The organism is Lacihabitans sp. LS3-19, from assembly GCF_024343575.1.
GTDB lineage: Bacteria > Bacteroidota > Bacteroidia > Cytophagales > Spirosomataceae > Leadbetterella.
The window spans coordinates 64745-86953 of the sequence record NZ_RJUA01000009.1; the positions used below are offsets into that span (position 1 = coordinate 64745).

Here is a 22209-nt window from a genome sequence, read left to right on the forward strand (position 1 = left end):
AAAATGTAAATTTGACCTCCAAAAGTAAACCATTTTAATTTTTATTCTAAGTTGTGACACATCTAATTGAACGATTTACCGAGCATCTTAAAAAAGGAAAATATAATTCAGCTACAATAGCGGCCTATAGAAATGCTATTTTCGTGTTTTACAATCACTTTAGAGACTATCCTCAGAGCAAAATAACAGACGAACTTATATCAAACTATCTGCTAGGGCTTTCTAATAATAAGAACTCAAAGTATGACTCTATACAGTCTGGTAAAGCAATAAAGCTTTTTTATGAAGTTATTTTTAGTAAAAAATTAAATTTAAAATCTACTGGTAAAATAAAAGAAGAGCTTGCTATTGATATCTTATCAAAAGAAGAGCTTTTTCAATTGTTTAAATCAGTTAAAAATATTAAGCATAAGCTTTTGCTGATGTTAGTTTACAATAACGGTTTGAAAGTCAACGAAATAATAAATCTTGAAACAACAGATTTGGACACTGTTAATAATACCATCACAATTAGACATAAAGACCCTAAAAAGAATCGAATTCTTAGACTTTCTCCAAATTTGAATTGGCATATTGAAAAATATATTTCAAAAAATCAGCCTAAAAAAGTATTTTTTCCAGGTTCTGGAGGAGAAGGCTACTATTCAGCCAGAAATATCCAATTGTTTTTTCAAAAAGCTATAAATGAAGCAGGTTTAGATAAACATGCAACATTGAATACCTTAAGACACAGTTATGCAGTTCATTGCCTTGAAATGGGTCTTGATATCCATATTTTGCAAAAAATATTAGGCCATAGCAATATTCAGACTACCTCTATTTATATGCAGTTTTTAAAAGTTAATATGGAATCAATTAAAGGGCCAATCGAGTTTTTAGAATTGCCAACTTAATTTTTTTCTTTTCGAAGGCTTTCAATATCAATTTTTTGGTGTTTTAAAGCATTAGTTTCAAGCTCAATATATTCCTTTCTTTTTTTTGCGATATCTACCGCTGCATAAATTGCATGAAGCATTGAGCCAGGATCTGCCAAATTTTTTCCCGCTATATCAAATCCAGTACCATGATCTGGAGAAGTTCTGATACCCATTATGCCCGCTGTGAAGTTAACGCCAGAGTCAAATGCCAACATTTTGAATGGCGTAAGGCCTTGGTCGTGATACATGGCCAATATGCCATCGAACTTCTTGAAATTACCTGTAGCAAAAAAACCGTCAGTAGGGAAAGGGCCCATCACAATATTTCCAGTTTTTTTGAATTCTTCAATAACTGGATTTATGATATTTATTTCTTCATCACCTAACAAACCATTTTCACCTGCATGAGGGTTCAGACCCAATACGGCAATTTTTGGTTTGCTAATGCCAAAATCAATTTTTAAGGAATCAATCATTATTTTGAGCTTGGAAGTAATTAATTCCTTGGTTAAAGTCTTTTTTACCTGTTCTATGGGAATATGTCCAGTAACCACTCCAATTCTGATGTCTTCGCTGATCATAAACATCAAAACTTGTTTTTTTTCAAATTCTTTGGCAAGATATTCCGTATGTCCAGGAAACTTAAAAGTTTCACTTTGTATATTTTCTTTGGAAATTGGTGCTGTTACTAGGCCATCAATTTCACCTTTTTTTAAATCTTCTGTTGCTCTTTTTAAAGACTCAAAGGCCAATTGGCCTGCTTTAGGATCCATTTTGCCGTACTCTACTTCAAAATATTCGCCTTTTAGGCAATTTATTAAGTTCGCATTTTTTATGTTGGCAAATTTGGGCTCACTTATGGTAACATATTGCCAGTGATTCATATCCACTGATTGTTTGTATTTACTCAGGTGCTTGCCTGAGCCGTAAATTATCGGAATGCAAATTTTATTTATTCTTTGGGTACCCAAGGCTTTTAATAGTACTTCAGGTCCAATTCCATTTATATCTCCTATCGTTATTCCGATTTTTGGCAAAAACTCGTTATCCATTATTTCTATTCATCAAATTTTTACAAAAATAATAATTTTTTAGGCTCCATTTTTTATTATTTCAATCATTTCCGCATTTTTGAAACAATGTTAAAGTTTAAAACGAAATTTTTTTATTAGATAGAAATTAAAATGCGAAATTGAAAATCACATTTAAAAGGTTCAAATTTACTTTGTTGACTATTTGTTTTGGGTCTGAAAGCGATTTGTCTAGGGGAGATTTTCTAACATATAGTATTTCTGCTGAAAATCCATCAAAAGCTTTGTTGAAATTTTTCTTCACATATAGATTCGTTTGTGAATAAGAAGGCATAGTATATTTATTATAAAAAGGGTCAGAGTTTAAATAAAACCTGCCATACGAACCGTTTAATTCAATTTTTTTGAAAGTTTTGTAATTCAGATTAAAGTTTAAAGCTTTTGTGTCGCCTGTTCCTTCGTTTCTTTCTCTTGGCATAAATGTGTAAAACGGCTCTTTTCCCCATTCTCTCGGAAAAAGAAATCTGCCAGATTTACTAATATTTGTGAAGTTGATGTTTGCAAAAAAACTTTTGGAAAAATTTCTTTGGATTCTGAAACTTTGAACAAAACTATTTGAATTTATATACTTTTCTATTGTTTCAGCATTTGATTTAAGGACATTCTGGAAAATTAGAATATTGCCAAATTGCCATTTTTCTGAATTGAATTCAATTTGAGTCAGGTTTAAACTAAATTCTTGAGGTAATATATATTGCTCAGTTTTAAAGCTTAATTTGTTCTGTATTTTATAGTTCAAAGTAAGAAGATAAAGACTTTTAGTATTTAAATACTCTGAATATTGACTTTTTTTGCCATTTTCATTCCTTCCCATTGGATATAGTGCCATTGATTCAGATACTGAATACCATCTAATAGTTGACCTCGGAGAGATTTTATTTATCCAGTTTAACTCTAATGTTAAATTTTTGTTAGGATTTATTCCAATGTTTAGGCCCCTTACCATAGTGGGAGACATTCTTCCATCTTGTCCGTTTAAGAAAGCGTATTTTGGGGTAAACTGCCCATATTTAGTGTCTAAAATTCCTTTTTTGTATCGAATATATAGATTTTCCAAGCGAACAAGGTTTTGGTTTTTTGGATTTTCAATATCAAACAATCCTAATTCGTATCTGCTGGGCGTTTGTGTTAAAGAATCTATTCCTAGGTTTTGTGTGCCATTCATATTGATGATGTAATATCCTCCAAAACTCCCAGAAAGGCCTTTGAAAGTCGGCGTAGTATATCTCAAGCCATTGCCTATAGCCAAGCCTGTATAATCTTCATAAGGTTTTGCATTATCTGTGTGCATATAATACATCCGACTTCTTCCCTCCAAATTTCCCTTTTTAAAAAATGATTTTATTGAAGGAAAATTGGAGGTAGAGTCAGGTTTTGAGGTGTTTTGAGCAAAAGTTCTTATGCTCAAAAATACCAACACAAAAAAAAGCTTAAAGCGATTCGATTCCATTAGGCTACAAAGGTGTTGCCTTTTATTTGAATAAATAGTGACTAATGTCACCCAAAACAAAAAAGGAACCATTTCTGGCTCCTTTTAATTTATTCTCGTTTTCGGTTACAGCATAGTAGAAGGACAAACGTAATCTGTGATTTTCAGTTTGTTGGTAGCTTTTAGAGCTTTGAATCCACCTGCTATTTCTATAAGGTTATTGTATCCCTTTGATTTCAAAATTGAACTCATTACCATTGATCTGTAACCACTTTGGCAATGTAAATAATAAGTTTTGGAGTTATCTAACTCAGATAAATTGCGATTTACAAAATCTAAAGGGAAGTTTTCGGCTCCAATAATATGCTCTGAATCGTATTCGCTTTTCTTTCTTACATCCAAAACATTTATTTCTGGATTTTTATCAAATATCTGAACAAATTCATCCGCAGATATTGAATTTACAGTTTCTAAAGGCATATTTGCTTGTTTCCAAGCTTCAATTCCTCCTGATAAATAGCCTAAAGTATGATCATAACCTACTCGGGAAAGTCTTGTTATAGCTTCTTCAATTTTAGATTCATCGCCCACTAATAGAATCGCTTGGTTTAAATCTACTATTAGCGTGCCCACCCAACTTGCAAAACTTCCGTCAAGACCAACATTCATTGAATTAGGAATATATCCTTTAGCGAATGTTTGAGGTACTCTTATGTCTAATATTAAGGCGTGAGTTTCTTCAGCAGCGATATTGAATTCAATTACATTTAAAGCCTTCATACCATTTTTATAAACCTCATCCAAACTTCCGTAGCCAGTTTTGTTTAAAACTGCATTTTTAGGGAAATATTGAGGTGGACTTACTAGACCAGTTAAAACTTTGTTTACAAATTCCTCACGGCTTTTGGTTTGCAAAGCATAGTTGGTTTTCTTTTGATTTCCCAATGTGTCAATTGTTTCTGTACTCATGTTTTTACCACAAGCAGAACCTGCTCCATGGCCTGGGTAAATTATGGTTTCATCTGGAAGAATCAATAGTTTATTATGAATACTATCAAATAAATATCCCGCTAAAACATCTTGCGTGATATTGCCTTTTACAGCTAAGTCGGGACGGCCAACATCTCCAATAAACAACGTGTCACCTGTGATTACGCTATTTTCTTTTCCATTTTCATCAATAATTAGAAAACAGCTCGATTCCATGGTATGTCCAGGTGTATGTAATACTTTGATTTTTATATTGCCTAACTCCAAGATTTCATCGTCTTTGGCGATATGTGCTGCATAACTTGGTTGTGCTGTTGGTCCAAAAACAATTGTGGCACCAGTTTTATTGGCCAATTCTAAATGGCCAGAAACGAAATCTGCGTGAAAATGGGTTTCTAAAATATATTTGATTTTAGCACCTTCTGCATTTGCTTTGTCAATATACGGTTGTGGTTCTCTTAATGGATCTACAATAGCTACTTCGCCATTGGATTCTATGTAGTATGCCGCTTCAGCAAGGCATCCGGTGTACATTTGTTCTACTTTCATGTTGATACAGTTTTTTAGTTATAAAAAAAATCTTCATTTATGCATTCAAAATTCCGCATATTCTCTCAATATAAATATGACGATTATTAGGATTTTGAATTTTACTGATGCAAAATCGAGATTTTAACTGTACAAAAAAGTGATAAATGTTACTTTGGATTATTTTTATAAATTTTATAGATATTTTAATCTAAAAAAGTTCTATTTTATTTCTAGAAAGTTTAAGTTTTCCTATTTTTTCTAATTGTTTGAGAAGTCGAGAGACGACTTCTCTTGAGGTAGCCAGTTCAGTTGCTAACTCTTCGTGCGTTGTATAAAGGATTTTACTTCCACCAGTAACTTTTATTTTTTTCTTGATAAGAGACATTAATCTTTGGTCAAGTTTATTGAAAGCTATGCAATCAATAGTTTCTAGAAGGCTATCGAATCGTTTTTGGTAAGTTTGGAACACAAATTGTTTCCAACTATTGTATTTACACATCCATTCTTCTACCTTTTCGAAAGGAAATGATATCATTTTAGTTTTTTCTTCAGCATATGCAGAAATGTCAGATATCTTAGAAGACAAGCAACAGGTCAAAGACATGGCACAACTATCCATTCCCGACAAATAATAAAGTAGCATTTCTTTACCTTCTTTATCTTCACGCATAATTTTGATGGTACCTTCTAATATAATTGGAACTGATCTTATGTAACCTCCTGCACGCATTAGATAATTTCCAGGTTCTAATTCTAGATAGCTACCATATTTTTGCATCTCTAAAAGCAAATCATGCTCAAATAAACCTTTGAAGTTTTTTTCGTAAAAATCTAACTCTTTCTGCATTTCTATTTTAATATTTCAACAAAAATAATAAAGATTAAAAAAAAAGCCTTCCGAAGAAGGCTTTTATTATCATGCATTTTGTTGGTTCATCACTTCGGTTTGTTTCCGAATCGACTCCATGTGAATGAGTTTGAACAACTCCTCCACAACTTCTGGATAAAGATTTAGGCTTTTCGCCCAATCTGCTCTAGATTCGTGAACTTGTTTCCAACGATTCAGTTGCAACACTGCTACGTTATTATCTCTTTTATATTCTCCTAATTGTTCCACTACTGACATTCTGCTAGCTAAAACTTCAAGAAGCTCTCTGTCAAGGTTGTCAAGTCTTTCTCTAAGTCTGTCTAATTCACTTTGGAAGTCACTTCCATAAGTTGCTTTTCTGAACTCGATTCCCTTTAACATATCTGCCAAAGCATCAGGAGTTAATTGCTGAGAAGCATCAGACCAAGCTTCGTCAGGATTTCTATGAGATTCGATTATTAAACCGTCATAGTTTAAATCCATAGCTCTTTGCGTAAGTTCAGCTAATAATGCTCTCTTACCAGCCATGTGGCTAGGGTCACCAATCATCGGGATTTGAGGGAAGAATGTCTTAAATTCTACCGCAATCTGCCACATTGGAGAGTTTCTATATTTAGTTTCTTGAGCGTTTGAGAATCCTCTATGAATGGCACCCATTTTTTTAATACCAGCACCAGCGATTCTTTCGAAAGCACCTAACCATAAAGCCAAATCAGGGTTTACTGGGTTTTTTATCAAAACTGGTACATCAACTCCTTTAAGAGAATCTGCAAGGTCTTGAACATTAAAAGGATTCACTGTGGTTCTTGCACCTATCCAAAGGACGTCTACACCATATTTAAGAGCCAATTCAACGTGTTGAGGAGTTGCAACTTCAACAGCTGTCAAAAGTCCTGTTTCAGCTTTAGCTTTTTGTAACCAAGGTAAAGCCTCTTCACCTTTTCCTTCAAAACTGCCAGGTCTTGTTCTTGGCTTCCAAACGCCAGCTCTCAAAATGTGAGCAAAACCATTATTGGCAATGCCTCTTGCTGTTTCCAACACTTGCTCCTCAGTTTCGGCACTACAAGGGCCTGCTATTATGAGGGGTTTTCCTCCTGTATTTACCCAACTATCAAGAGGTAAAACATCTAAATTTGCTTTCATCTGTAATTAATTAAAAAATTTGGCTTGCGGCCAATTGTATTATCCCTAAACATTAAAATTTTAAATCCTAATAGGTATCTTTGCGGTCTCATTGACAAACAATCATCATAAAATGAAAGGTTCGAATATTGATTTTGCAGATACTAAAGTTGCATTTGAAAATCAAAGTACAATTAAACTTAAAAAGAACTACGCCATTTTTGCATTAATGAACCAAAATTGGCTCGTAAAGATAGGTACTTTTTTTATTAATTTAAGTTTAAAATTGGGTTTGCCCGTAAAAAAATTAATAAAAGAGACGATTTTTGAACTTTTTTGTGGCGGTGAAACTATCGAAGATTGTAAAAATACAATTGCAAGCCTAAATAATTTTTCAATCGGAACAATATTAGATTATTCTGTTGAGGGTGAAGATGACGAGGGGAGTTTTGACAAAACTCAGAAGGAAATTTTGGAATCAATACATTTTGCAAAAAACCATAGAAATGAGATCCCTTTTTCGGTATTTAAGATTACAGGAATAGGATCACGTGAGTTACTGACAAAAGTTCAAGATGGAAAAATTGAATTAAACTCTGAAGAAAAATCTTTTTTTGAGAATTTTAAAAAGAGATTTAGCGAAATTTGTGAGACTGCGGCGAAAAATGAGGTAAGATTGTTTGTGGATGCAGAGGAAACCTGGATACAAAATATAATCGATGAGTTGGTCTTAGAAATGATGCGAAAGTATAATTTAGATGGTAAGGTTTTGATTTATAACACTTATCAATTATATAGAAATAAAGCCTTGAGTATTTTAGAAAATCATATTCAAATAGCTAAAATAGGCGGATTTGGCATTGGGGCAAAGTTAGTTAGAGGAGCCTACATGGAAAAAGAACGCAAAAGAGCTGAAGAATTTAATTATAAGGATCCAATTAATGAAACTAAAGCTATTACGGACCAACATTTTAATGCAGCATTGAGGGTTTGTATTGAAAATATTGATACTGTAAGTCTTTGTTCAGGTACGCATAATGAGGACAGTTGTAAGCTTGGAATAGATTTAATAGAAAGAAAAGGTTTGGATGTTGAAGATTCACGTGTTTATTTTGCCCAACTTTTGGGTATGAGTGACAATATTTCATACAATTTATCAAAAAAAGGCTATAATGTTGCCAAATATGTTCCATATGGGCCGATAGAATCTGTTATGCCATATTTAACTAGAAGAGCAGAAGAAAATACCTCGATTGCTGGCCAAAGTAGTCGTGAGTTTTTGTTATTAAAAAAAGAATTGAAAAGAAGAAATCAAGCATGAAATTTTCATATAAGTACTTTCTATTTACCATCTTATTAATAATTGTTGATCAAGTTATTAAACTTTGGATGCATTTTGTGGTTTTGCCGCAGCACTTCGGTAATATTGACTTGATTCCTAATATTTTGAAACTACACTACGTAACAAATCCAGGAATGGCATTTGGTATGGAGTTAGGAGGTAATTATGGGAAATTGATTTTGACCACATTCAGACTTATAGCCATGGTGGCTATAGCTTGGTATCTTAATCACCAAGCTAAGAAAACTCCTGAGAATGGGCTTCTTTGGGCTATTGCGGCTATATTAGCAGGAGCAATTGGCAACCTTGTGGATAGTATTTTTTATGGGGTTTTATTGCCTGGAAATTCTACCAGTGATGCCTCAACACCTTGGTTTCATGGGGAAGTAATAGACATGTTTTATTTTAACTTTCTTGACGGAGTTTGGCCAGAATGGGTGCCCAAAATTGGTGGAACGTATCATTTGACACCGATTTTTAATTTTGCAGATGCTTGTATTTTTTGCGGTGTTGCTGCTATTTTAATATTCCAAAAGAGATTTTTGGATTTAAAACCTTTAGATGATGAATTTGCTAAAAATTTAATAGAAGAAGAAAGTACTGAAAATAATAATATTAATAATGAAATTTAAAGCTGAAGAAAGGTTGAGATACCTTAAAATCGGAGTCGCCTTGAATATTTTGATAGCACTATTTATGTCCTATCAAATTCCAAGTCCAAGTATTCAAAAAATATTTAAAGTAATATTTATGAGTTTGGCTTTATTATGTATGATTTTGGTATTAAATCACAAGTCAGAAAAGCCTAAAAGATGGATGAATATTCTATTAACTATAGCTATAATTGTTACAAGTATCTTATACCTGATGGAAAAATAGTTGGATATTTTGGTTAAAGCATAAAAAAAGCCTGACTCAATCAGGCTTTTTTTATGAAACTTAAATTTTATTCTTTTACTTTTTTGGGTATTACTAATTTTTCACCTCTTTCAGCATAGTTTTTTGATTTATTGTTAGCTGACATTAAAGCATCAACGCTAATATCGTATTTTTTTGCTACTACTTTTAGAATATCTCCAGGTCCAACAATATGGTAACCTTGAATCGGAATAATTATTTTAGTAACCCCAACTTTAATTCCGCTAGGTGAAACAGCAGGGTTTAATTTTTGAAGCGTTGTAGCCGAAACATTAAATCTATTTGCAATACCAAAAAATGTTTCTCCTTCTTTAACTGTATATGAAAGTTTCTCTCCAGAGACATTTATAGGTTTTACTGAAGTTTTCTCTTTTGTAGCTTCTGCTACCTTTTCTATAGCTACTTCTTCCGTTTTGGTTTCAGTTTCTACCGCCACCGCCTCTGGGATAATATCTTCGTCTACTACTAATGAATCTTCGTTTTTTGCTACAACCATAGGTTGTTCTTTTATATCTGATGCCTTGGAGGCATCGTCAGACATTAAATGCCAACCTGCATAAAGTAATAAACAAATGATGCCTACTAAGACAAACAAAACAACCATTGGTAAGCTGTTGCTGGGAGTTTCGGGTTTTGGGTTTCTTTCTTCAAATTCCATTATTTTGCACTATTTAATTCTAAATTCATATCACTTACTTTTTCTTTCAATTCTTCTTTATAAGCATAAAGTTTCTTTTTTATATCTGTATCAAATCCACTTATTATTTGAATCGCAAGAAGTCCTGCATTCATGGATGCATTGAGAGCTACTGTGGCCACTGGGACCCCATTTGGCATTTGGAGAATTGACAAAATTGAGTCCCAACCATCAATAGAATTGCTTGATTTCACAGGGACGCCTATGACGGGTAAAATTGTACAAGATGCCACCATTCCAGGCAAGTGTGCCGCACCTCCTGCACCTGCAATTATGGCTTTTATACCTCTATTGTCAGCATTTGAAGCATATTCTACCATTTTCTGGGGTGTTCTATGTGCAGAAACAATTTCTATTTCATACTGAACATCGAATTTTTTCAGAATGTCTACTGCACCTTGCATAACTTTTAAATCAGAAATGCTACCCATAATAATTCCTACCATATGCTTTATTTTGAAATCACTCTTAAATTTTCCTGAACAAAGGTCACCTTTTCTTTCAATTTTTCAAAATCAGCAGCCAAAATACTAACATGTCCCATCTTGCGAAATGGTTTTGTTTTTTTCTTTCCATAGAAAAATGGAAAAATATTATCTTCTTTTAATATGACCTCCAAACCTTCCACTTTTGCATCTCCTTCATGTCCTTCCGCTCCTAAAATGTTTACCATAGCAGCTGTAGAGATTGCTTTTGTATCTCCTAAAGGAAGTCCCAAGATTGCTCTCCAATGTTGGTCGTATTGTGAAACTAAATTTGCTTTTTGGGTATGATGTCCACTATTATGTGGTCTAGGAGCTACTTCATTTACCAATATTTCTCCATTTTTTGTAAGAAACATTTCAACTGCTAATAATCCCACCATATCAAAGGCTTTAATGGTTTTTATAGCAATTTGTTTCGCTTTTTCAGCGATATCATCAGAGATAGCGGCAGGGGAGAAAAGGTATTCTACGAGATTGGCCACTGGATGGAAAACCATTTCGACTACAGGAAAAGTTTCTACATCTCCATCTGTATTTCTTGCAACAATCACAGCTAGCTCTTTCTCAAAATCCACAAATTTCTCCAGAATTCCAGGTGCATCAAAACCTTTTTCTATATCTTTCTCAGATTTTATGGTTTGCACTCCTCTACCATCATACCCGCCAACGCCTATTTTGTTTACAGCAGGTAGGAAGTCTTTATTTTGATAGATTTGTGCTAAGTTATCAACCAAAATAAATTCTGATGTAGGAATATTGTTTGCTTTAAAAAACTTCTTTTGTGTGCATTTGTCTTTTATGATTTCAACCACTTGAGGCTGAGGAAAAACTTTCTTGCCTTCATCTTGTAATTTTTTTAAAGCCTTAATGTTCACATTTTCGATTTCGATAGTTATTACATCCAGGTCTTTGCCAAAAGCGTAAACTGAGTCAAAATCCGCAATATCCCCTTTCACAAATCTATTTGCAATTTGACTGCAAGAACAATTCGCGTCATTATCAAGTACGTTTATATCTAAGTCTAAGTCCAGGGCAGTTTGAATTAGCATTTTTCCTAATTGTCCACCTCCTAAAATCCCTATTTTTAGGGTATTATCAAATATCATTTTATTTCGAAATCCTTTGCTTTTAATCCTTTATTTATTTTTACTGATTGCAATTCACTTGAAACCTCACCCATTTGAGTACTCTGTTTTTTTACACTTGGAAACAAGATCTCACTTCCTTTGAAAGACTTGTAGTTCTCATAATTAACAGTGGTTTCAAATACACCTCTAGGTGACTCCATTTTGGACCAAGTCTTGTCTTTTAAGCCAGTCGATGGGTTATAATAGTCTTTCCAGGTTTTTCCTTCTGGATCCTTGAATTCTATAACATTGTAGGCTATTTCATTAAATGTTTCTGAAGGAAGAAGTGTCGCCGAGAAACCATTGTTTTTATATTCTAACTCAAAAAAAGGATTGCTTTTTTGTGCCTCAGCCTTGGCTGCATTTCCTGTTTTAGGTTCTTGTTTGCCATTGTTTCCCCAAGTGCTTGTTCTTGCTAATTTTTCGCCATCATAAATGGTAGACATTAGCTCCATACCATTTGAAAACATGCTCATCTTAAACTTAAAAGGAAACTGGTATTTAACTTCTGTTTCAGCAACCCCTCTTGGCGACTCGGCCGTAGAATTCATGACCATATCAGTAATGGATGACGAATTACCTTTTATTTTAGTTACTTCAAGGTATTTGTCAATTATTTGATCTGCAGTTTGGGTTTCTTGGGCTTTTGCCACAAACCCTAAAAAACAAAAGAGAAGGATGGTACGTAATCTCATGATTTTGTTATTTATTTAAACATTATTAATGAGTCCAAAGTTAATTCAATTATTAATAATTATGAATAAAGAAGTAGCTATATTTTGGTTTAGGAGAGATTTAAGATTGGATGACAATGCGGGCCTATACCACGCTCTTAAATCGGGAGTACCGGTTTTGCCAATATTTATTTTTGATGAGAATATTTTAGAAAAACTTCAAAATACATCTGATAGGAGAGTAGATTTTATTTTTCAGGTTTTACAAGATTTAAAAATACAACTGCAAGACTTAGGCTCTGATCTTTTGATTCTACATGGAAAGCCTGAAGCTGTTTGGGCTGACTTGTTATCCAACTACCAAGTTAAGTCAGTTTTTTGTAATCATGACTATGAAAAATATGCATTAGAAAGGGATTTTGAAATTAAAGAAATCTGCAAGGTAAAAAACATCGATTTTAGAAGTTTTAAAGATCAATGTATTTTTGAAAAACAAGAAGTACTTTCCGCAACTGGAACTCCATATACTGTTTTTTCTCCATTTATGCGTAAATGGAAAGAAAAGTTAAATGATTTTTATACTAAACCATATCCTACAGAATCTTATTTTGGGAATTTTTGTAAATTTTCTTTAGAAAAAAAATGGGCTCTATCAGATATTGGTTTTAAAAAAACGGATATAAATTATGAAAAACCAAAGCTCTCTAAATCAATATTAATAAATTATAAAGAGAATAGAGATTTTCCCGCAATTGTTGGGACAAGTCATTTAAGTATTCATTTTAGATTCGGCACTATTAGTATTCGGAAATGCGTAAAATATGCCCAACAGTTTAGCGATACATGGTTAAATGAATTGATTTGGCGAGATTTTTATATGAATATTTTGTCAAATTTTCCTCAAATAAATGAAGGAAAGGCTTTTAAAAAACAATATGATAAAATTCCCTGGCGAAATAATGAAACTGAATTTAAAGCTTGGTGTGAAGGAAAAACTGGCTATTGGTTAGTAGATGCTGGGATGCGAGAATTGAACCAAACTGGTTTTATGCACAACAGAGTCAGAATGGTAGTAGCCAGTTTTTTATGTAAACATTTGTTGATAGATTGGCGTTGGGGGGAGGCTTATTTTGCAGAAAAACTTAATGATTTTGACTTTTCGGCCAATAATGGTGGTTGGCAATGGGCCTCTAGTAGTGGTTGCGATGCTGTTCCTTACTTTAGAATTTTCAATCCCGAGTCACAGACTTCTAAATTTGATAAAGAACTGAAATATATAAAAAAATGGGTGCCTGAATTTCTAAGTTTTAACTATCCTAAGCCTATTGTAGATCATAAATTTGCCCGAGAAAGAGCTTTAAAAGTTTACAAAGAAGCTTTAAATGAAGTAGAATAAGCTTATTATTGCATAAAAATTCTATTAATGCAAGCTTTTTTAGATTTAGCAGCTCAAACAATTTTTGAAAAGCATCCTTTAAATGAACTACAGCAAGTTCAAGTAATCCTACCGAGTAGGAGAGCGGTTTTTTTCTTTAAAAAAGCATTATCTAATTTTTCGGAACTGCCTTTTTTTGCTCCGAAAATTGACTCTGTTGATGATTTTATTTTAGATACTTCAGGACTTCAAACCTTAGACAATGTAGATCTGTATTTTGAGATTTTCAATATTTTAAAATCTGTCGACCCCAACCAAAGTTTCGAGAAATTCATGACTTGGGTGCCAACCCTTTTGAAAGATTTCGAAAATGTAGATTTTTCTTTAGTTGAAAACCCTCATTTGTTATTTAAATATATGAGTGAAGCAGAGGCTATTAGTCGCTGGGAGCTAGATCAGGACTTCGCATTTACGCCAACTGCTCAAAATTATTTTAGTTTTTTTGATAAAATTTCAGTCGTTTACGACAGACTTTCAGCGATTTTGGCCGAGAATAAAAAGTGTTATCGTGGGATGGTTTATCGAAAAGTAGCTGAAAACCCCGATTGGATACTTCAGAAACAAATAAAGAAATTTTATTTTGTTGGTTTAAATGCATTGAGTAGGGCAGAAGGAGTGATAATTGAAAATTTAGTAAAAGCTAAAAAAGCGGAATGTATTTGGGATACTGACGATTATTATATGAATTCCCAAAATAAGGCTGGGAAAAAACTTAGAGCTTATAAAAAAACTGGTAAATATGGAGAATGGAATTTTCAAAATGATTTGCTAAAAACTTGTGAAAAGAAAATAAATATTTTTGAATTAAATAATGAAAGTTTACAGGTTAAGTTAGTTAATAATCTAATAAACAAAGCAAAAGGACAGAGACATGTGGTGGTGGTTTTAGACGAAAATCAGTTTTTACCTTTGGTTTTGAACATTCCATCATTAGATGTACCGTTTAATATTTCGATTGGCTTACCAATTAATAATAGTATTTTTTCGGAAGTTATAAATCTTATAATTGAAAGTTTTCAGTATCAGAATTCTGCAGATATAAGCAAATTACCTAATTATACACTTCGAAAAATATTCAATAATTCAGTTTTTAAACATTTTCTGATTGAAGATTTAGGCGAAGCTGCATTTGAAGATTTAGTAAAAAAAGTTAATAAAAGTAAAAAGACTTTTTTTGAGAAAGAATGGTTTAGCCATAATGGTTATCAATCAGAAGTGATTAATGTGTTTTTTTCCAATGAAGGTGTAAAAGCTTGTATTGGTGCTATTGAGGATGTTTTGGAAAGGTTTTTTGTGTCAGAAAATTCTATATTTCCAGATATTGAATTTGTTTTCGCAAATGCTCTCAAGTCAAAATTGAATATCATTAAAGAAAAGGTAAAAGAAGATTTTGAAATTAATTTAAAGTCTTTTAAAGTTTTAATTAATGAACTTATTAAAAATGAAAGGGTTCCTTTTGAAGGTGATTCTGACACAGCATTGCAAATAATGAGTATGCTGGAAACCCGTTGTTTGGATTTTGAAAATGTAACTATTCTTTCTTTTAATGAAGGGAATTTGCCATCTGCAAAGAAAACAAATTCATTTTTCCCATTTGATGCTTCTAAATTCTTTGATTTGCCTTTATACTCTGATAATGATGCTATCATGGCCTATCATTTTTTTAGATTGATGCAAAGAGCAGAAAAAATTAATTTTATATACCTTATTAGTGCTTCTGAAAACCTTGGAAACAAAGAAAAAAGTAGGTTTATAAGACAAATAGAGGAAGAGTTGGCTCCCTTGAATGCTAATATAAAGGTAAATTACCCTTCAATAGAATTTCTTAATACTGATATAGAAATACATGAAAAAGAAATAATAATTACCAAGGATGAGAAAATTATTGCTCTGGTGGACACATTTTTTGAAAATAAGAATTTGAGTGCTAGTTCAATAAATGACTTTTTTCAATGTTCATTAAAGTTTTATTGGAAATATCTTGAAAAAATCAGGAATGACGATGAGGTAAAGCAGCATATTGGTACCGATGTTTTTGGAACTATAGTACATAAAGTTTTAGAAAACCTAGATAAGCCTATTATAAATAATGCAAAGGTAGTAGATAAGGGTGTTTTAGAACAGCAAAGAAAATCTGTTTTACCTGAGATTGGTAAAGCTTTAAATGAATATCGTTTGGAGCATGATTTTGAAAATGGTTTAAATGTGATTTTAGTATCGGTGGTTTCCAAAATCATTGATGCCTATTTTAAGAAAAGAATAGAAGAGTTTGTGGATACTTTTCAGATTTTAGCTTTAGAAAAAGAACTCTTAGCATCCTATAAAGTAGGTGAGACGTCAATAAAAATTAAAGGTTTTATAGATAAAATAGAGTGGCATTCGTCGGGAATGAAGGTTGTCGATTATAAAACTGGAAAAGTAGAAAATTCTGAAATAGGAACGGAAAAGCAAGAACTAATTGATCTGCTTTTAAATCCGAAGAAAGGTAAGTTGAGACAATTGATTTTATATTTTTACCTTATTTACTCGAATTTAGAAATATTGGAAAAAGAATATAAAACCAAAATTGAGTTAAATGCTTTAGAGTTAATGATTTATTCTTTAAGAAATTTAAAATCAGATTTAGTTTTAAAAAAAGACGACCTTTTACCAAGCCAAATAATTGAAGCAACTGAAAATATGCTTACAGAAATCTTTGAAGATTTAAAAAATACGGAAATCGCATTTAAGCAAACCGAAGATATAAACGCATGTACTTATTGCGAGTTTATAAATGTTTGCCAGAGGTAACCTTGATCAAAAAACAGGATTTAGGGCCAATAATGGAAAATATTGAAAATATTTTTGATGATTTTTTTTTTTAGAATAGATTGAAAATAAAAGACTTCCAGTTTTTCTATTAATTTTTGTAGAAAAAAAATCAATTACGCATTTGTCCAGCTAGAAAAAACTAGTATCTTTGCATCCGAATTAAGAGAACGACCAAATAGAGAGATGGCAGAGTGGTCGAATGCGGCGGTCTTGAAAACCGTTGACTGTTAAAGGTCCGGGGGTTCGAATCCCTCTCTCTCTGCTGAAAACCCAACGTTTTGTTGGGTTTTTTTTTGACCTTATTTTAATTAAAAATACTAAAATATTGATTATCAAACTGTTGATATGTTTATTAAGTGTTTTTTTGATAAACAATCCAAAACTAGCATTTTGAGACGAAAAAATCCTAAAATGCTGCTTATTTGCCTATCTTAAAAGCATTTCAATATTTTTCATAATCGAAAAATTTAGTAATGTGTATAAGTGTCTGTAAATCAATAATTTGTTGATCTGGGTCTATTTCTCATGGCTTCGAGATACTCTTTTGGAAAAGTATTATGCTTATTATCTTTCAGGTTTGAAAAAATTGTGATAAATAGTAGAACAATAAGAGTCGAAATTAGAAGTATCATATGATTAATTTTTAATGGTTATATACATAATTATCTAATTTTGAGCCAATTGAAAAAAAATTAGTGTTTTTTTTATTTATTTTTTTTAACATAAGCTATTTTAGGAAATATGTCTCTTGTTTTAGTGCCTACACCCATCGGAAATCTTAAAGATATCACCCTCAGAGCTTTAGAGGAGCTGAAAAGTGCAGATTTGATTCTTGCTGAAGATACCCGAACTTCTGGAGTTTTGCTCAAGCATTATGAAATTTCAAAACCACTTCAGAGTTATCATATTTTTAATGAACATAAAACGGTTCATAAAATCATTGATATTATGAAATCAGGCAAAAGAATCGCCTTGATTTCTGATGCTGGAACACCTGGAATTTCAGATCCAGGTTTTTTGTTGGTAAGGGCATGTGTTCAAAATGAGATCGAAGTTATATGCCTTCCTGGTGCTACAGCCTTAATTCCTGCCCTTGTTGTCTCGGGTTTTCCAACGGATAGTTTTGTTTTCGAAGGCTTTCTGCCTGTAAAAAAAGGGCGTCAAACCAAATTGAGTGAACTAAAAGAGGAGAAACGAACCATGGTATTTTACGAGTCTCCTCATAGATTGATTAAAACTTTGGAAAATTTCATTGAATATTTTGGAGGACACCGAACAGCTTCTGTAAGTAGAGAAATTTCTAAGTTACATGAAGAAACAGTTAGAGGAACTTTATCAGAAATTCTTGCTATTTTTGCAACTCGATCCGTAAAAGGTGAGATAGTAATGATTGTTGAAGGTATTAATACAAAAAAAACTAAAAATGAAAGTTGATAATAAAACTGTTTTAATTACAGGTGCTTCAAGAGGAATAGGTAAAGCTATAGCTGAAGTTTTTGCAAAAAATGGGGCAAATGTTGCTTTTACATATTTATCGTCTATTGAAAAAGGACAAGCACTGGAAACGGAATTGTCACAATATGGCACAAAAGTAAAAGGTTATAGATCTGATGCTTCAGACTATACTGCAGCTGACCAATTGATTACTGATGTAGTTGCTGATTTTGGTAGTTTGGATGTCTTGATAAATAATGCTGGTGTAACACGAGATACGCTTTTGATGAGAATGTCAGAAGAACAGTGGGATGATGTATTAAGGATTAACTTGAAATCTGTATTTAATCTTACCAAAGCTGCCACAAAGCCCATGATGAGAGCTAAATCGGGCTCTATAATTAACATTACTTCAGTGGTTGGATTAATGGGAAACGCTGGCCAAGCCAATTATTCTGCTTCTAAAGCTGGAATCATAGGTTTTACAAAATCAATCGCAAAAGAATTAGGCTCAAGAAATATTAGAAGCAACGCAATTGCACCTGGTTTTATTGAAACTGAAATGACTGGCGAACTAAACGAAGAGCAATTGAAGGAATGGACTAAGTCAATTCCATTAAAAAGAGCCGGACAAGGAGATGATATTGCAAATGCTTGTTTATTTTTAGCCTCTGATGCATCTTCATATATTACTGGACAAGTATTGGTGGTAGATGGAGGTATGTTAATGTAAAAATCTTCAAAACTTTTTGTTAAACAAGAATTTAATTAAGGAATGAAATCAGAAATAGTCTCTCAAACCCCTTTTTGGTATGTTTTTATTTGTTTGGGATTGGGAGTTGGCTATGCTTTATTTACCTATTTCAGGAGTCCTATTTTTAAAAGAAACCCTAAAATTATCCTTTCAATATTAAGAGGTGTATTGGCTTTTTTGATTTCTTATTTACTTGTTAATCCTTTAATCAAAACTTTTAATAATTCTATTATTAAACCCAAAGTGGTTTTGGTTTTAGACAATTCTAAATCAATGACATTTGCTGGTAAAAGTGCCTTAGATGAACTTTTAGATGGCATTTCTGCTCTGAAAAATGACATTTTTGATAAAGGTTTTGACTTGGAAATCAAATTGCTAAATGAAGAGAAAGTTGAAAACTTAAAAGAGACAAAGTTTAATTTGAATAAAACGAACTTATCATCAGCTTTAAGTGATTTGAAAAATAATTATGAAGGTCAGAATTTGAGCGATGTTATTGTGGTGTCAGATGGAATAATAAATGAAGGAGTTTCTCCTTCTTTTCAAAAATATCCTTTCAATGTTCACACTGTTGGAATTGGTGATACAACTATCAAAAAAGATATCTATATTTCTGGAATAGCTGCTAATAAGTTGGCATATTTGGGCAATGACTTTACTGTAAATGTCGACGTATCTTCATATTTGCTTTCAGGAAAATCTTCTACAATAACTGTAAAAAATAGTTCAGGTGCTGTTTTAGCTCAAAAGAATATCAATATCAACAAAAATGATGATTTTCAATCAATTTCATTCGAATTACCAGCAGACAAAGTAGGAAAACAAAGGTTTATTGCTGAGGTAAAACCGGTTGAAGGTGAGTATTCGACAAAGAATAACATTAAAGATTTTGTTGTGGATGTTGTAAATGGTAAAGAAAAAATCCTTTTGCTTGCATATGCTCCTCATCCTGATATCAAAGCATTAAAGTCAATAATTGAAAAAAATGATTTGTTTGAGCTACAAATTCAGATTTTGCAATCTACTGAACCTGCCTTAATAGGCAAAGATCCATTCGATATTTTGATTTTGCACCAAGTACCTGATGCTTATGGTAGTTCTACAGGTATAGTTAGTACTCTTTTAGCCAAGAAAAAGCCTGCTTTTTTCATAGTAGGTAGCAAAACAAATATTCCTACTTTTAATGGAATGCAAAACGTGATTGGGATAAACTCTCAGCTTAATAAATTTGACAAAACTACCGCGAAATTGAATAGTGCTTTTCAAAGGTTCACTTTATCGGACAATTCGATAGATTTAATTGAAAAACTACCTCCCGTTTCTGTACCATTTGGTGAGTACAAGCTTTTTCCTGGTGCAGAAGTTTTGATGTCTCAAAACATTGGAAATATTAACACGGGCAGACCTCTGCTGGCTTTAAACCTTAGTGGGGACGTTAAGAGGGCTGTTTTTGTAGGCGAAGGTTTATGGGAATGGCGATTGGAGGAATTTGCTATGAACGATAATCAAAATGTAATAGATGACCTTTTAGTTAAGACTTTACAACTATTATCGATTAAAGAAGACAAAAGTAAACTTAGAGTCTATCCCGTTTTAGAAATATTTAATATAGATCAGAAAATTGGTTTTGAAGCAGAAGCCTACAATAATCTTTTTGAAAGAATATACGATCAAAATGTGAGTTTGAAAATCAAAGACGAAAAGGGTTTAGAGAAAGTATACGATTTCAAAATTTCAAAAGAATCTTCAAGATTTGAACTTTCGAATTTACCAGCTGGTATTTATTCATACTCTGCCTCTTCAGCCATTTTAGGAAAAACCGAAAATACAACAGGTCAGTTTATTGTTAGTCAAATAGACAATGAAACAGAAAATGCTGTAGCAGATTTTGGTTTGTTAAAGACACTTTCAAACGAGAATAATGGAGATTATGTGTCTTATAAGAATATAATAGAATTGCGTAAAAGTCTAGAAACTAAAGGTTTAATAAATAAAGTTGTGAGTATTGAGGAGCTCAAAGATTTTATTAATTTTCGTTGGATTCTTTTTTTAATAGTATTAATTGCTTCGATAGAGTGGGCTTTAAGAAAATACTTTGGTGGATATTAATATCACACCAAATGTAATTCTTGAATAGTTTTGTCCACAAACCTTTTTTTGATATTTTCTCTATCCAATTTGCCAATATTCTCCAACTGATTAAAAATCTGATTGACCATTTCAAGCAAATTGTCTATATCTTTGAGTGTGATATATTTGGAGAGTGTAATTCTAATACCTGTTTTATTTATAGGAACGCTCGGAAAAGTACATGCTGAAACAAAAAAACCTTCATCTAATAGGCTTTTGGTGGTAAAGGCTGTATTTTCAGTTGTTCCTGTGCCAATAAAAAATATAGGGGTCTTAAAATTACCACTTAGCGGTAGATTTAATTGGTTCGCCTTTTTCCAAAAGTATTCTATCTTTTGTTTAAGTTCTAATTGAAGATCAGCAAACTCTGGTCTCATGTGAATTTCTGCTGATTTTATTGCTGCTGCTGCTGCTGCTGGGTGAGGCGGGCCAGAAAATATCATTGTCTTTCCTAAGTTTTTTACCAATTCTTTTGATTCTCTATCAGGATATACCATTAACCCACCTCCAGTACCGAATCCCTTAGACATAGACATGCCAATATAAAGTTTGGGGTGCATTGGGATTTCGTTTAAAACATAGCCAACACCATTTTTTCCTGTCCAACTAGTTCCATGAGCATCATCAGCATAAACATAAAATTGTTCATATTTATTCATTAAGTATTCTAGCTCTTTCATAGGTGCTCCATCACCCATCATGGAGTAGATCCCGTCAATCATGTACCAAATATTCTCATATTTTGCAGATAGATATTTTATTCTTTCTTCTAAGAGGTCTAATCTATTATGTCTTAATAATTCTACATGATCACCTAAGTTTCTCATTAGGTTTACCGCTGTTTGCATGCTACTGTGTACGTAATTGTCCAATATTATTGCATCTTTTCTGCCTATTAAAATAGGTAAATTTGAAATGTGTGCAAAAGTAGTAGATGTAGTAACATTGACCGGCTTTTCAAACATCTCTTCAAGTTTGGCTTCCATTTGTTCGAATAGCTCGAGGCCAACAAATGTCCTTGAAGATGAAAAATACATTCCAAAAGTGTCAATGGCTTCTTTTGCAGCTTCCTTAATTTCGGGGTGTTGATCCAAGCCCATATAGCTACAGTTACCAAAAAATACCGTTTCTTTTCCTCCAAGGTTTAGAAGCTTTCCATCGTAAGATTCATTTTTTGCTACTGCTCTTACTATTCCCAAGCTTCTACCGTATTCAAAAGTCGTATTTATTTGATTGAGTTCTTTAAAGATTTTTTTCATTAATAATTAGTCTTATGTTTTGAAAAATGTATTTCAATCTCTGTACCAAAAAAATAAAAAAATGCACTAATTGATATAAATCAAGAGTAAAATCATACCTTTTCTATTTATAGGTAAAAATAACTTTTTTTACGAAATTTTACAAGATTTACAATTTCTTAAGGTCTTAAAATCAAGAAATTATGATTAAAAGGT

Annotated in this window: 19 protein-coding genes and 1 tRNA gene; 10 read left to right on the plus strand and 10 right to left on the minus strand. The window is 32.5% G+C overall.

The window, feature by feature from the left end:
- Nucleotides 1-53: 53 nt before the first annotated feature.
- On the plus strand, nucleotides 54-893 hold the full coding sequence (locus EGI22_RS09530) for a tyrosine-type recombinase/integrase (protein ID WP_255068027.1): 840 nt from the start codon (nucleotides 54-56) through the stop codon (nucleotides 891-893).
- On the opposite strand, the gene pdxA is transcribed toward EGI22_RS09530, so the two are convergent.
- The 5 genes from pdxA to EGI22_RS09555 all read right to left on the minus strand — a co-directional run bounded on the left by pdxA (nucleotide 890) and on the right by EGI22_RS09555 (nucleotide 6969).
- Entirely contained in the window at nucleotides 890-1969 is a 1080-nt protein-coding gene (gene pdxA / locus EGI22_RS09535; protein ID WP_255068028.1) for a 4-hydroxythreonine-4-phosphate dehydrogenase PdxA, read from the minus strand. The genes EGI22_RS09530 and pdxA overlap by 4 nt on opposite strands.
- Nucleotides 1970-2096: 127 nt before the next feature.
- A complete protein-coding gene (locus EGI22_RS09540) occupies nucleotides 2097-3458 on the minus strand; it encodes a hypothetical protein (RefSeq protein WP_255068030.1) in 1362 nt (453 codons plus the stop codon).
- 105 nt (nucleotides 3459-3563) lie between these two features.
- Nucleotides 3564-4976: a rhodanese-like domain-containing protein gene (locus tag EGI22_RS09545; RefSeq protein ID WP_255068031.1), complete on the minus strand. Its 1413-nt coding sequence runs from the start codon at nucleotides 4974-4976 to the stop codon at nucleotides 3564-3566.
- A gap of 190 nt (nucleotides 4977-5166) precedes the next feature.
- Nucleotides 5167-5805: a Crp/Fnr family transcriptional regulator gene (locus EGI22_RS09550; protein ID WP_255068032.1), complete on the minus strand. Its 639-nt coding sequence runs from the start codon at nucleotides 5803-5805 to the stop codon at nucleotides 5167-5169.
- Between the two features lie 69 nt (nucleotides 5806-5874).
- A complete protein-coding gene (locus tag EGI22_RS09555) occupies nucleotides 5875-6969 on the minus strand; it encodes a chorismate mutase (RefSeq protein ID WP_255068034.1) in 1095 nt (364 codons plus the stop codon).
- A gap of 112 nt (nucleotides 6970-7081) precedes the next feature.
- On the opposite strand from EGI22_RS09555, the gene EGI22_RS09560 reads away from it, so the two are divergent.
- Genes EGI22_RS09560 through EGI22_RS09570 form a run of 3 tightly spaced genes read left to right on the plus strand, consistent with a single transcriptional unit; the run spans nucleotide 7082 to nucleotide 9169 of the window.
- Nucleotides 7082-8269 carry a proline dehydrogenase family protein gene (locus tag EGI22_RS09560; RefSeq protein WP_255068035.1) on the plus strand — a complete coding sequence of 396 codons (1188 nt, stop codon included), beginning with the start codon at nucleotides 7082-7084 and terminating at the stop codon, nucleotides 8267-8269.
- Complete coding sequence (locus EGI22_RS09565) at nucleotides 8266-8922, plus strand: lipoprotein signal peptidase (RefSeq protein WP_255068036.1); 657 nt, start codon at nucleotides 8266-8268, stop codon at nucleotides 8920-8922. The genes EGI22_RS09560 and EGI22_RS09565 overlap by 4 nt, the downstream gene beginning before the upstream one ends.
- Nucleotides 8912-9169, plus strand: coding sequence for a hypothetical protein (locus EGI22_RS09570; RefSeq protein ID WP_255068037.1), 258 nt, complete (start codon nucleotides 8912-8914; stop codon nucleotides 9167-9169). Before EGI22_RS09565 ends, EGI22_RS09570 begins: the two co-directional genes overlap by 11 nt.
- 67 nt (nucleotides 9170-9236) lie before the next feature.
- On the opposite strand, the gene EGI22_RS09575 is transcribed toward EGI22_RS09570, so the two are convergent.
- Genes EGI22_RS09575 through EGI22_RS09590 form a run of 4 tightly spaced genes read right to left on the minus strand, consistent with a single transcriptional unit; the run spans nucleotide 9237 to nucleotide 12212 of the window.
- Nucleotides 9237-9866 carry a LysM peptidoglycan-binding domain-containing protein gene (locus EGI22_RS09575; RefSeq protein WP_255068038.1) on the minus strand — a complete coding sequence of 210 codons (630 nt, stop codon included), beginning with the start codon at nucleotides 9864-9866 and terminating at the stop codon, nucleotides 9237-9239.
- Nucleotides 9866-10351, minus strand: a complete 486-nt coding sequence (gene purE / locus EGI22_RS09580; RefSeq protein ID WP_255068039.1) for a 5-(carboxyamino)imidazole ribonucleotide mutase — start codon at nucleotides 10349-10351, stop codon at nucleotides 9866-9868. The genes EGI22_RS09575 and purE overlap by 1 nt, the downstream gene beginning before the upstream one ends.
- 5 nt (nucleotides 10352-10356) lie before the next feature.
- A complete protein-coding gene (locus EGI22_RS09585; RefSeq protein ID WP_255068041.1) occupies nucleotides 10357-11496 on the minus strand; it encodes a 5-(carboxyamino)imidazole ribonucleotide synthase in 1140 nt (379 codons plus the stop codon).
- Nucleotides 11493-12212: a hypothetical protein gene (locus tag EGI22_RS09590; RefSeq protein WP_255068042.1), complete on the minus strand. Its 720-nt coding sequence runs from the start codon at nucleotides 12210-12212 to the stop codon at nucleotides 11493-11495. The genes EGI22_RS09585 and EGI22_RS09590 overlap by 4 nt, the downstream gene beginning before the upstream one ends.
- A gap of 61 nt (nucleotides 12213-12273) precedes the next feature.
- Here EGI22_RS09590 and EGI22_RS09595 point away from each other — a divergent pair, with 61 nt between their 5' ends.
- The 6 genes from EGI22_RS09595 (at nucleotide 12274) to EGI22_RS09620 (ending at nucleotide 20734) form a co-directional block, all read left to right on the plus strand.
- Nucleotides 12274-13587: a deoxyribodipyrimidine photo-lyase gene (locus EGI22_RS09595; protein WP_255068044.1), complete on the plus strand. Its 1314-nt coding sequence runs from the start codon at nucleotides 12274-12276 to the stop codon at nucleotides 13585-13587.
- A gap of 27 nt (nucleotides 13588-13614) precedes the next feature.
- A complete protein-coding gene (locus EGI22_RS09600) occupies nucleotides 13615-16416 on the plus strand; it encodes a PD-(D/E)XK nuclease family protein (RefSeq protein WP_255068046.1) in 2802 nt (933 codons plus the stop codon).
- Nucleotides 16417-16614: 198 nt separating this feature from the next.
- A tRNA-Ser gene (locus EGI22_RS09605) sits at nucleotides 16615-16699 on the plus strand.
- 479 nt (nucleotides 16700-17178) lie between these two features.
- Nucleotides 17179-17871 (plus strand): 16S rRNA (cytidine(1402)-2'-O)-methyltransferase, encoded by a 693-nt coding sequence (gene rsmI, locus EGI22_RS09610; protein WP_255068047.1) that lies wholly within the window; start codon nucleotides 17179-17181, stop codon nucleotides 17869-17871.
- Complete coding sequence (gene fabG / locus EGI22_RS09615) at nucleotides 17861-18604, plus strand: 3-oxoacyl-[acyl-carrier-protein] reductase (protein WP_255068049.1); 744 nt, start codon at nucleotides 17861-17863, stop codon at nucleotides 18602-18604. Before rsmI ends, fabG begins: the two co-directional genes overlap by 11 nt.
- 42 nt (nucleotides 18605-18646) lie before the next feature.
- Complete coding sequence (locus EGI22_RS09620; protein WP_255068050.1) at nucleotides 18647-20734, plus strand: vWA domain-containing protein; 2088 nt, start codon at nucleotides 18647-18649, stop codon at nucleotides 20732-20734.
- A gap of 2 nt (nucleotides 20735-20736) precedes the next feature.
- Here the strand turns inward: EGI22_RS09620 and EGI22_RS09625 are convergent, their stop codons facing one another.
- Nucleotides 20737-22014: an aminotransferase class I/II-fold pyridoxal phosphate-dependent enzyme gene (locus EGI22_RS09625; protein WP_255068051.1), complete on the minus strand. Its 1278-nt coding sequence runs from the start codon at nucleotides 22012-22014 to the stop codon at nucleotides 20737-20739.
- Nucleotides 22015-22209 lie beyond the last annotated feature (195 nt).